The sequence below is a fragment of the Nocardia sp. NPDC052112 genome (assembly GCF_040680135.1).
In the GTDB taxonomy this organism is placed as follows: Bacteria; Actinomycetota; Actinomycetes; order Mycobacteriales; family Mycobacteriaceae; genus Nocardia.
Genome location: NZ_JBFAWD010000016.1, coordinates 165,918 through 178,308, shown reverse-complemented (window position 1 = coordinate 178,308; position 12,391 = coordinate 165,918). Strand labels below are relative to the sequence as shown.

Genomic DNA, 12,391 nt, shown 5'->3' with positions numbered 1-12,391 from the left:
CCCGTTATCTCCCTATACATCTACGTGAGGTTTTCATGCGCATCGTTTCGTTCGGCTTCCAGACCTGGGGCCGCAAAACCCTACAGGCACTGATCGATTCGGAACACGAGGTCGTGCTCGCGGTCACCCATCCGGCCAGTGCGGATTCGTATAAGGGGATCTGGTCGGATTCGGTCGAGGACCTCGCCCGCGAACACGGTATCCCGGTGCATCTGACCGAACGGGCCGATGCCGAAACCATCGACCTGGTGAAGCGGGTCGAACCGGACGTCATCGTGGTGAACAGTTGGTATACCTGGATGCCCGCTGAGCTCTACAATCTGCCCCCGCACGGCACCTTGAACCTGCACGATTCGCTGCTGCCCAAGTTCACCGGCTTCTCCCCGGTGCTGTGGGCACTGATCAGCGGCGAGTCCGAGACGGGTCTGACCGTGCACCGGATGGACGAGGGCCTGGACACCGGCGACATCCTGGTGCAGCGCGCATTGCCCATCGGTCCCACCGATACCGGTACCGAATTGGTATTGCGCGGTATGGAACTCATCCCCGGCGCGCTTCGGGAAGCGCTGCACGCACTGGAATCCGATACCGCGCAATGGAAGCCGCAGCGCAAGTCCGAGCGGACATACTTCCACAAGCGTTCCGAGCGGGACAGCCGCATCGACTGGACCTGGTCCGCCGTTGATCTGGAGCGTTTCGTGCGCGCGCTGTCCGAACCGTATCCGCGCGCGTTCACCTACTACCGCGGCGAGCGGATCGAGGTGCTGGAGGCGGCGGTCTCGGAGGCGCGTTACGGCGGCACGCCCGGTCGGGTGATCGTGCAGGAAGGCGGCGGCGCGGTGGTGTGTGGTCCGGAGGCGCATCGCGGGCGCAATCGCGGCCTGGTGCTCACCCGGATTCGTGCCGCGGACGGCACCGAACATTCGGCCGCGGAATTCTTCACGCGCGGTGGTTATCTCACCGATCAGTGAGGCGGCAGCAGTAGACGGTCCGCCCGGATCGGTAGACTTATTAGGGTAGGCTACGCTAATATCGGGCGACCGTTCAGAAGAAGCGACCGTTCAGAAGTAACCAGATCAGTGCAGCGAACCGGGGGTTGTTGTACGCCGCCGATTGAATGACGCTGCCTGGCGCGACCATTGCGCCGGGACGTCCGGCGGAAGCGCAGGAGTCAAGAAATGCCAGCAAATCTCGGATGGATCCGGCAATTCCACCAGCCCCGCTCCGTCGAATGTCCGCCCCTGTTGATCTGCCCGCACGCGGGTAGCGGCGCGTCCACCTATCGCGCCTTCTCGAAGGTGCTCAGCGAGCACTTCGATGTGCTGATCTTCCAGTACCCGGGTCGCCAGGACCGGGCACGCGAGGCGGCACTCGCCACGCTGCCCGAACTCGCCGCCGGTGCGTTCGCGGAATTCCGTACCTCCGAACACAATCGCGGTCTGCCGCTGACGGTGTTCGGCCACAGCATGGGCGCGATGGTCGCCTTCGAACTGGTTCGCAATGCCGAGGCGGCCGGACTCGAGGTGCGGTTGCTCGCGCCCTCCGCCGCCGTCTCACCCGGCCGCGCCGTCGACCTGCCGCCGCATCCGAGCGAGGACGAGCAGATTCTCGACCACCTCGGCGCGCTGGAGGGCACCGGCGCGGATGTGCTCGGCAGCCGCGAGGTCATGCGGATGGCGCTGCCGGTGGTGAAGGCCGACTACCGGGCCTTCGATGCCTATACCTGCCCGGCGGATGTCCAGGTGCGGGCCAGGATTCACGTGCTCGGCGGCGCCGAGGATCACTTCATCACGCCGCGTGAGCTGTACGGCTGGTCCAACCACAGCGTCCAGGACATCGACGTCACCATCTTCGACGGCGGGCACTTCTATCTGAACGACAATGCCGCCGGTATCGCGGAATTGCTGGCGCCCGAACTGGATCGCGTCGGATGAGCACGGAAGTGGATCCGATCGTCGTCTCCGGGATGGCCGTCGAGGCGCCGGGCGGTATCGAGACGCTGCCCGAGTTCTGGTCGGCGCTGGCCGAAGCCCGCGAACTCATCGGACCGTTCCCGCGCAATCGGGAATGGCCGATCGAGGAGCTGCTTTCGCTGCATCGCACCGAAGGCTGGAGCCGGGTCGCCGACGCGGGTGGTTTCCTGTCGGAGGCAACCGAATTCGATCCGATGTTCTTCGGTATCACCCCGCGCGAGGCGATTTCGATGGATCCGCAGCAGCGGGTCGCGATGCGGGTGGCCTGGCGGGCACTGGAGAATGCGGGCATCAATCCGGGCGCACTGGATGGCGCCGAGGTCGGTTGCTTCATGGGCGCGTCCATCAACGAATACGGGCCGCAGTCCGGTGTGGTCACCGAGTACTCCGGATATCGGGCCACCGGGACCGCCCTCGGCGCGGTAGCGGGTCGGATTTCGCACAGTCTGGGACTGATCGGGCCGTCGCTGACCACCGACACCGCCTGCGCATCATCGCTGACCGCATTGCACCTGGCCGCCAATGCCGTGCGAGGCGGTGAATGCGAGTGGGCGCTGGCCGGCGGCGTCTGTGTCATGGGTTCGCCCGCGGCGTTCTTCGAATTCTCCAAGAACAACGCACTCGCCGTCGACGGACACTGTCGCTCCTATGCCGCCGACGCGACCGGCACACTGTGGGGCGAGGGCGCCGGGGTGGTCGTCGTCGAATCCGAATCCCGCGCACGCGAACTCGGCCACCGGATCTACGGCCGTCTGCTCGCCACCCGGGTCAACCACAACGGCAAGGGCGCACCGCTGGCGGTGCCCAGCGCGACGGCACAGCAGCGGCTGATCGAGAAGACCTTGGCGGCGGCCGGAATTCGACCCGAGGACATCGGCCTGATCGAAGGACACGGCACCGGAACACCGGTCGGCGATCCACTCGAACTGACCGCCCTCGCACAGTCCTACGGCAGCGCCGACCGCGGCACCGACGGTCCACGACTCGGCTCGGTGAAGTCGAATATGGGCCACGCACAGGCCGCCTCCGGGGTGCTCGGCTTGATCAAGGTGCTGCTGAGCGGGGCGAACGGTCAGATCGCGCCGAGCCTCTACGCGGACAACCCGACCACCGAGGTGGATTGGGCGGCCACCAGTCTGCGGTTGGCCACGAAACTCGAACCCTGGGACCCGATCGCCGGCGTCCGCTACGGCGCCGTCTCCTCGTTCGGCGTCGCCGGCACCAATGCGCACGCGATCTTGGCCATGCCCGTGCTGGAGGATATCGATGCCTGATTACCGACTACCGGACGGGACCGTCCCGGTACTGCTGTCCTCCGACACCGCCGACGGGTTGCGCGGCGAGGCGGTCGCCATCCTGGGATACCTGGAGCGGTATCCCGGCGTAGCCCCGGATCGCCTGGCGGACATGCTGTTTCGCACCCGGATGGCGCGTCGGCGGCGGGCGCTGGCGATGGTCGACAATCGCGACGGTCTGCTCGACGCGTTACGGGCGATCGTCGCTGGTGCCGAGCATCCCGCGGTCGTGGTGGCCGATGGTGCCGCCACCGGGCGTGGCATCGGATTCGTCTTCCCTGGACAGGGCAGTCAGCGCCCGGGCATGGGCAAGCTCTGCTACGACCTCTCCCCGGCCTTCCGGCGCGCGGTCGATGATTGCACCGCGATCTTCGAGCAGCGCTTCGGTCATCGGGAACCGCTGCACTATCTGCTCGGCAACGAGGGGCAGTTCGAGGACCACGTGCGGGTGCTCCAGCCTGCGTTGATGTTCCAGATGTACGCCTTCGCCGCCATGTGGCGCGCGGCGGGTGTCGAACCCGCCGCGACCATCGGGCACAGCCAGGGCGAACTGGCCGCCGGTGCGGTATCGGGAATCATGACGCTGCGGGATTCGGTGCTCGCGGTGACGCATCGGGCCTTGGCCGTCGATCAGCTGTCGCCGCGCGGCTATTCGATGGCGGTGCTCGGCATGGACCGCGACCAATGTGAGGCACTACTCGCGCGACACTCCGGCTGGGCCGAGCTGTCGGTGGTCAATTCGGCACATATCCTGGCCATTTCGGGTGACCGCGAGACCATCGTCGACATGGTGGCAACCGCCACCGCGCGTGGTCAGTTCGCCAAGGAGATCCGCGTCGCGTATCCGGCGCACACCTCGGTGGTCAGCGAGTACCGGGCGGGTCTGGAAGCGGCGCTCGGCGACGAAATGAGCGGCCCGAATTTCATTGCCACCGAAATCCCCTGCTACGGTGCGACACTCGGCACTACCATCACGCCCGATCTGCGGCACGACCAGTACTGGTATTGGAATCTGCGCAACCGTGTCCGGTTCGATCGGGCGATTACGGCTGCCACCGCCGACGTCGACACCTTTGTCGAGATGTCGGAACATCCCATGCTGCAGTTGGCTATTCAGGAAAACCTCAGCACGGTGCGTCCGGATCCGGCCCGGCCGCAGCGGGAGTTCCGGGTGATCGGCACCTCGCTGCGCACCGCGGCGGGACTCGGTGAGTTCACCCGCAATCTGGCGACCGTCGCGGTGCACGACCTGAACTATCGATGGGATGCGCTGCGGGTCGAATCCGCTTCGGACACAGTCCATTTGCCGCTGCGCGACTTCCCCAACACCGTGCTGAATCCGCAGCGACTGTGGGCCACCTACCGGACGACGGCGAATGCGACGCCGGTGGCGCCCGAGCACACCGCGACCCGGCTCGCCGAGCACTGGGTGCGGCTCGAGCGCCGTTCGCTGGTTTCGCCGCGCACCATCCTCGTCGTCGACCACACCGGACAGTGCGCCGAACTCGCGGCGGCACTGTGCACCGCGGCTCACCATCATGGTGGCGGCGCGACCGTCTACGACCCCGACCAGCCCGCCGACACTGCCGCCTATGACTCGATAGTCGTGCTGCTGCCGGAGTTGCCGGAGCTGGACGGGCCCGCCGCGGTCGCGGAACTGGCGCGGTTCTATGACGCGCGCTGGCTGCCCGAGCTCGACACCACGGTCACCGACTGCTGGCTGGTGACCGTGGGCGGCGAAGCCGCGGTCGCCGACGATCCGGCACCGCATCTGTTCCACGGCGCGGTCTCCGCCGGATTCCGCTGCATCGGACTGGAAAATATCGGCACCGCCTTCCGGCACCTCGACCTCGACGCCGCCGATGCGGAGCAGGCCGCCAAGATCGTGCGCGCACTGCATGCCAAGAATGAACCGCAGCTGGCGCTGCGCGCGGGCGGGCTCTATGCCAAGCGGCTCGAGGTGGAAACCGAACCGGCTGCCGGAGTTGCGGATGATGCGGAGCTCGAGCACGTCGTCATCGTCGGTGGGACCGGCACCCTCGGACTGAAGTTCGCGGAGTACCTCGCCGGTCGTGGTGCGCGGCGAATCACGCTGCTCAGCCGGTCCGGTGAAACCGATTCGGTCGCAGGCCGTTTGCGAGTCGTGCGACAGATCGGCACCGCCGAGGTCGCGGTGGTCGCGTGCGATGTCGGCGACGAATCCAGCGTGCGTGCCCTCGCCGCCACGTTGGCCGACACCCCCGCGACCATGCTGGTACACGCCGCGGTGAACTATGTGCGTGCCGAATTCGCCGATGTGAGCACCGAGAAGCTGTTCGAGATGGCGGCATCGAAGATCATCGGCACCGACCACCTGCTGCGACTGCTGCCACTGGCCGCGGATGTCCGTATCGTCATCTGCTCATCCGCCGCGGCCACCTTCGGGGGTCGCGGGCAGATTCTCTACGCCACCGTCAACCGGATGCTCGATGTCCTGGCCATGCGCCTGCGTGCGGCGGGCACGAATGCCATTGCGATGCAATGGGGTATCTGGGACCTCGAGGGACCGTTGCACACGGTCGGCGTGGACCGGATCGCCGCCGCGGGCGGCCAGTCCATGGACCCGCGCGACGCACTCGCCATCGGTTTCACCGAGTACGCCGAAATCGGGCGGCCCGGCAATCGCATTGTGATGGCCGCGGATTGGTCGCAGTTGAACGACATCATCTCGGCGGTCGGCTGGGGGCCGCTGCTCGCCGATGTGCTCGCGCGAGTGGACCCCGGCTCGCCGCGGGTAGCGCCTGCCGCCGCCGTTCCCGCCATCGTGGTCGCGCCGGAGGTGGTCGTGCCGTCCGTCGGTTCACTGTCCGATCAGGTGCGCATCGAACTGGGCAAGGTGATGGGCGCCGATGGGCTCGATGCCATCGACAGCTCGGTGCCGCTGGTGGCACTCGGCCTGGATTCGCTGCAGGCATTGGACTTCCGCAAGCGAGTGCAGGCCGAACTGAACCGCGATCTTCCGGTGGCGGCCATTCTGGGCGGCGCGTCGTTGGACGACGTCGTGCGCCTGATGGCCGACAGCAACGTCTAGGCGAGGGATTCTGATGTCGAACAACGAGGCAGCGAGCGTGCTGGACCGCCGGAAGGCGCTGCTGCGCCAGCGTTTGGCCGAAAGCGGTCTGACCGCACCGGCTACCGCGGCCGCACCGGCGCGCAGATCGGAACCCGGTGCACGTCATCCACTTTCGGCCGGGCAGCGGCGCATGTGGTTTCTGCAGACCCGGGATCCGGAGGACACCACCCTCAATATCTGTGTGGCCTATCGGCTGACCGGTGCGCTCGACGAGGTCCGGCTGCGCGATGCGATCGCGGTCGTCGTCGACCAGCACGACATCCTGCGCACCACCTACGGGCTCGACGAGCACGGTGAGCCGTACCAGATCGTGCGCGCCGAGCTCGAACTGTCGTGGCAGGCACACGATCTGACCGACCTACCGGAAGCCGGGCGGTCGCGCCGGCTGGAAGTGCTGGCGCGCCGGGAATTCGGCCGCCCGTTCGATCTCGCGACCGAATCGCCGCTGCGCGTCAGCCTGGTGCGCACCGACGCCGACGAATTCGCCCTGCTGTTGGCCGCACATCACATCAGCTGGGACGACGACTCGTGGGCCGTCTTCTTCACCGAGCTCAATGCCGCCTACCGCGCCGAGCCGGTCCGGACCGACCGTGCGCAATTCGTCGATATCGCGGTCTTCGGCGACAGCACCGCCGACAATGACAGCGCCGATATCGACTACTGGCGCGCGACCCTGCGTCCGCTGCCCGAATCCCTGGAACTCCCCGGACCGGCCCCGGTCGGTACGGTGGCGGCCAAGCAATCCGATCGGTGCACCTTGCCGCTGCCCGCGGAGCTCGTCGGCCGGGTGGCGGCCTTCGCGCGTGCGCACGGCGCCACCCCGTTCATGGTGTGGCTGGCCGCCTACGACGCGGTGATCCACCGCTACACCGCGGCAACGGATTTCCTGGTATCGGTCCCGGTGACCGTGCGCCGCGATGCCGCCGCCGAATCGTTGATCGGCTACTTCGGCAATACGCTGCTGCTGCGCGCCACCATCGGTGCGCAGGACACCTTCGCCCGCTTCACCGAAACCATTCGCGACACCTGTGTCGGTGCCTTCGCGCATCAGCATGTCGGTATCGATCGCGTGGTGCGCGAGGCGAATCCGGATCGGGTCGGCGGCCGAGACGGATTGGAGCAGCTGGTCCGACTCGGCTTCGGGGTGCGCAGCAGCGCACAGGGGTTCGACCTCGCGGGTGTCGAGGCGACGCTGCTGGATCTCGGCAGCGCGGTGGCGCAGGTTCCGCTGGGGCTGACCGTCGTCACCGAGGCCGACGGCGCCTATCTGGAGGCCGAGTACCGGATCGCCGATCTGGACCGCGCCCTGGTGGCACAGCTGCTCGGCCATTACGTGCAGCTATTGGACAGCGCGCTCGCGAATCCCGATCGCAGGCTGGGTGATATCGATATGCTCGGCGCGGCCGATCGCGCCGCGATCCTCGCGCTGTCGCACGGCCCGATTGTCGAGGCCGAGCCGACCACCATGGTCGGGCTTTTCGAAAATCAGGTCGGGGTAACGCCCGACGCGCTCGCCATTGTCGCCCCAGCCGAACGCGGGACGGCCGATACCGAGCTCAGCTACGCCGAATTGAATCGTCGCGCCAATCGCCTGGCGCACTGGCTGATCGGTCAGGGACTCGGTACCGAGGACATTGTCGGGCTGCGGCTGTCGAATTCGGTGGAGTTCGTGGTCGCGGTGCTGGGTGTGCTCAAATCCGGTGCGGCCTATCTGCCCATCGATCCCGCCTACCCGGACGATCGCATCGGCTACCTGGTCGAGGACGCCGCACCACGGCTGGTGCTCGGGCGGGTCGAACTGGACGCCGCCGAATCCGCGGCGGTCGAACTTCCCGACACCGATCCCGGCGATACGGACCGTGTGCGGCCGCTGCTGCCCGGACATCTCGCGTATGTCATCTACACCTCCGGGTCCACCGGAAAGCCCAAGGGCGTACCGGTATCCCATGCCGCGATCGCCGAACATCTCGCGGGCTTCGTCGCCGAGTGGAGTATGACCGCTGAAGATCGGCTGCTGCAGTCCTCTTCGGTGAGCTTCGACGCCTCCCTGCTCGATATCTTCGTGACACTCACCCTCGGTGCCCGGCTGGTCATCCCGAAACCCGACGCCTTCCGCGATATTCCGTATGTCGCCGAGTTGATCACCCGCTGCGGGATCACCGTGCTGCATATGGTGCCGTCGATGCTGAGCACCTTCCTGCTGCTGCCGGAGGTGAGTGAATGGCGTGCGCTGCGGCATGTTCCGGTGGGCGGTGAGGCGCTGCCCGGTGAGGTGGCCGACAAGTTCGCCGGCGTTTTCGATGCCGAACTGCGCAATCACTACGGTCCGACCGAGGCCGTGGTGTGTGCCACGCATATGAATGTGGAAGGGCCGCAGGGCACCCGGATCGTGCCGATCGGTATGCCGAATCAGAACGTCACGGTGTACCTGCTCGACGAAGCGCTGCAGCTGGTGCCATCGGGTGTGGTCGGTGAGATCTATCTGGGTGGTGCGCAATTGGCGCGCGGCTACCTGAATCGGCGCGGATTGACCGCGGAGCGGTTCGTCGCCGATCCGTTCGAGCCGGGCGCTCGGCTGTATCGGACCGGAGATCTCGCACGGCGCAATGCCAATGGCGAGATCGAATTCGTCGGCCGGGCCGACGAGCAGGTCAAGGTGCGCGGCTTCCGAATCGAACTCGGCGAGGTCGAGGCGGCCATCGCGTCCTGTCCTGGCGTCGGACACTGCGTCGTCATCGCGGTCGAGGACGCCGCCGTCGGTGCGATGCTTGCCGCGTATGTGGTCGCGGCCAACGGCCTTTCGGAGTCGACGCTCGATATCGACGAGGTGCGCGGGCACGCCGCCGCCGCGCTGCCGGAGTACATGGTGCCGAGCGCCTTCGCGGTGATCGACGAGATCCCGTTGACCGTGCACGGCAAACTCGACCGGCGCGCACTGCCTGCGCCGGAACGCGCCGCCACCCACCGCTACCGGGAGCCGGGCACCGCCACCGAAATCCGGCTCGCCGGACTGTTCGCGCAGATCTTCGGCCGCGAGCAGATCGGCGCGGACGATTCGTTCTTCGAACTCGGCGGGCACTCGCTGCTGGCCACCCGTCTGGTCGTGCGGATTCGCACCGAATTCGGCGTCGAGATCGATGTGCGCGCACCGTTCGATACCCCGACTGTCGCCGGACTCGCCGCCCTCATCGAGGCGACACCGGCGCGGGCCACGGCCGCCGTGCCCGCATTGCGGAAACATGAACGGCCCGAGCATATTCCGCTGTCCTACTCGCAGCTGGCACTGTGGTTCCAGCGCAAGATGGAGGGGCCGAGTGCGATCGGCAATATTCCATTCGCGGTGCGGGTGGACGGTCCGCTGGATCTCGATGCGCTGACTGCCGCGCTCACCGATGTCGTTGCCCGGCACGAGGTGCTGCGCACCGTCTTCCCCGAGAACGGCGGCGTGCCGTATCAATCGGTGCTGCCCGCCGGGCCGATCGAGGTGCCGGTGACGGAACTGGACGATCCGGATCGGCTGCGCGCCGAACTGGCGGCGGCCGGTGGCCACTGCTTCGCGGTCGATACCGAACTGCTGATTCGGCCGCGGATCTTCGTGCTGGACCACAAGTCCCACGTGTTGTCGCTGCTCGTGCACCATCTGGTGGCCGATCACTGGTCGTTCCGGACGATTCTGGACGATCTCGCCACCGCCTACCGTGCCCGCACCGTGGGTGCCGTGCCGGACTGGACGCCCTTGGACGTGCAGTACGCCGACTATGCGCTGTGGCAGCGCGAGGTGGCCGACTCGCTCGGCGCGCAGGTGGATTACTGGCGCGACGCCCTCGCCGGTATGCCGGACGAGATCAATGTCGCCCTGGACCGTCCACGTCCCGCCGTTCTCGGCAAGAACGGACATGTGGTGCCGTTCACGGTGCCCGCCGCATTGCGCGACAAGCTGAAGGCGCTCGCGGAGGCGAGCGGAGGCAGCGAATTCATGGTCTATCAGGCCGCGGTCGCGACGCTGCTGCACAAACTCGGTGCGGGTGTGGATATTCCGCTCGGCACCCCGATCGCGGGCCGGGTCGATCCGGCGGCCGCCGAGTTGGTCGGCCTGCTGGCCAACATGGTGGTGCTGCGCAATAACCTGTCCGGCAATCCGACGCTGCGGACCGTGCTGGAGCGCTCCCGCGATACCGCACTCGGCGCGTACAGCAATCAGGACATTCCGATGGAACGCCTGGTCGACGCGCTGAACCCGGCTCGCTCCCGGTCCAGGAACCCGCTGTTCCAGGCCATGATGCACTTCCGCGAGGAGAACTGGGACGCTGCTGGTCAGGGTTTGGACGCGGACACCACCCTGACGGTATTGCCGGTGGATTTCGACACCTCGCTGCTGGACCTCAGCATCAATTTCTTCGCGGGCTCCGACGGCGGCTTCGATGCCAGCGTCATCGTCAATACCGATCTCTACCAGCCCGCGACCGGAGAGTTGTTCGCGCAGCGCATGCTTCGCGTACTGACCGCCTTCGCCGAAACCCCCGACAGCACCGTCGGTGCACTCGATGTCATGCCCGTCGCCGAGCGGCAGCGGGTACTCGGCGAATGGGCCACCGGTGTGGAGTTGTCCCGGATGCCCGGGATCGCCGAGCTGATCCGACGTGGCCGCGGTGTTCCGGTCGATCGGATCGCCCTGTGCTGCGGCACCGAGACGTTCACCTATGGCGAGCTGTTCGAACAACTCGATCGCGGGGGCGCGGCAGGTGCTCCCGAGGTGGTGCGACGGCTGGCGGCACTGGACGCGGAAGCGAATGCCGTCGAGGTTTCGCTCGCCGATGGGCGGACCGTCGTGCTCGATCGGGACGCTGTCGCGGCCGCCGTAGCCGATCGACGGGCCATTGCCGCCGATCGACGCGGCGAATCACTGGATCGGGCAACGGGTTCGGCGGATGTGCGACTCGTCGCCGCGCCGTGGTCGGGATCCGAGATCGAGGTCGAGTTGCTGGCCGCGCTGGCCGATGGGGCGACACTGATCCTGACCACCGAACAGCAACGCGAGGATCCGGTCGCACTCGTCGAACTGATCGGTGCGCATTCGGTCACCCACGTGGTCGCCGCGCCCGTCACGCTGTCGCGGTTCGTGCAGACCGGCATCTCCATGCTGCCGTCGGTGCGCAGCTGGGAGGTCATCGGAACCGACTGGCCCGCAGCACTTCCCGATCTGCTACCGGCGCTCGCGGCCGGTTCGGTCGCCACCTTCGACCTCCGGATTCCGGAGTACGCGGGTGCGGTGGCGCGCGGGGCGGTCGATGGCAGCGGCCGTGCGCGTCCCATTCCGGGTGCGCGGGTGTTGGTGCTGGATGAAGCCCTGCGACCGCTCGCACCCGGCGTCGAGGGCGACGTGTATGTCGGCGGCGCCGGACTGGCCGGTGGGTACGTCGAGGATTCGGCGGACGCGTTCGTCGACGATCCGTACCTGCCGGGCGCCCGGTTGTTCCGCACCGACCAGCGGGCTCGCTGGGATACCGCCGGGCGACTCGCATTCGCGACGGTGTCTCGAGCCATCCGCGAAACCGCAACGGGCACCGCGTCGTCCGGTGCCGAGCACACCGAGACCGAACAGCAGCTCATCGCCATCCTCGAGGAACTGCTGGAAATCGAGGATGTCACCGCCGATGACAACTTCTTCGCACTCGGCGGCGACAGCGTGATCTCCATCCAATGGTCGGCTCGCGCCAATCAACTCGGCCTTCCACTGTCCCCTCAGCTGGTCTTCGAGCACCTCACCATCGCCGAACTCGCGGCCGCGGTGGACGAGGCCGTGGCCGCGGGGGTAACCACGACCATCGGCGAAACCTTCGGTACCGGTGTCGCTGTCGATGCGGACAGCGATGGCGCGCAAGCTGATACGGAACAGCCAGCAGAGCCCGACCAGCACCGACATGCCGCGATGAGTGTGTCCGGCCTCAGCTCGGACGCCTTGGCCGTATTGGGTGCCGCGTGGAAGCAGTCGCAATGAGGGGCGGTTTCTT

The 12,391-nt window shown here is 67.1% G+C and carries 5 protein-coding genes; all 5 read left to right on the top strand.

Annotation, left to right across the window (positions count from 1 at the left end; translation table 11 throughout):
- The first annotated feature begins 35 nt into the window (after positions 1 to 35).
- On the top strand, positions 36 to 971 hold the full coding sequence (locus tag AB0L58_RS28360; RefSeq protein WP_364391017.1) for a methionyl-tRNA formyltransferase: 936 nt from the start codon (positions 36 to 38) through the stop codon (positions 969 to 971).
- Positions 972 to 1,178: 207 nt separating this feature from the next.
- The gene (locus tag AB0L58_RS28355) at positions 1,179 to 1,934 is read left to right on the top strand and encodes an alpha/beta fold hydrolase (RefSeq protein WP_364391015.1); all 756 of its coding nucleotides are present in this window, start codon (positions 1,179 to 1,181) and stop codon (positions 1,932 to 1,934) included.
- Positions 1,931 to 3,247, top strand: a complete 1,317-nt coding sequence (locus AB0L58_RS28350; RefSeq protein WP_364391013.1) for a polyketide synthase — start codon at positions 1,931 to 1,933, stop codon at positions 3,245 to 3,247. The genes AB0L58_RS28355 and AB0L58_RS28350 overlap by 4 nt, the downstream gene beginning before the upstream one ends.
- A complete protein-coding gene (gene nbtC, locus AB0L58_RS28345) occupies positions 3,240 to 6,338 on the top strand; it encodes a nocobactin polyketide synthase NbtC (protein ID WP_364391011.1) in 3,099 nt (1,032 codons plus the stop codon). Before AB0L58_RS28350 ends, nbtC begins: the two co-directional genes overlap by 8 nt.
- Positions 6,339 to 6,351: 13 nt before the next feature.
- Entirely contained in the window at positions 6,352 to 12,378 is a 6,027-nt protein-coding gene (locus AB0L58_RS28340) for an amino acid adenylation domain-containing protein (protein WP_364391009.1), read from the top strand.
- Positions 12,379 to 12,391 lie beyond the last annotated feature (13 nt).

Bases quoted from the DNA above. Each gene is read 5' to 3' on its own strand.
- AB0L58_RS28360 (WP_364391017.1), top strand. From the start codon at position 36: ATGCGCATCGTTTCGTTCGGCTTCCAGACCTGGGGCCGCAAAACCCTA.
- AB0L58_RS28355 (WP_364391015.1), top strand. From the start codon at position 1,179: ATGCCAGCAAATCTCGGATGGATCCGGCAATTCCACCAGCCCCGCTCC.
- AB0L58_RS28350 (WP_364391013.1), top strand. From the start codon at position 1,931: ATGAGCACGGAAGTGGATCCGATCGTCGTCTCCGGGATGGCCGTCGAG.
- nbtC (WP_364391011.1), top strand. From the start codon at position 3,240: ATGCCTGATTACCGACTACCGGACGGGACCGTCCCGGTACTGCTGTCC.
- AB0L58_RS28340 (WP_364391009.1), top strand. From the start codon at position 6,352: ATGTCGAACAACGAGGCAGCGAGCGTGCTGGACCGCCGGAAGGCGCTG.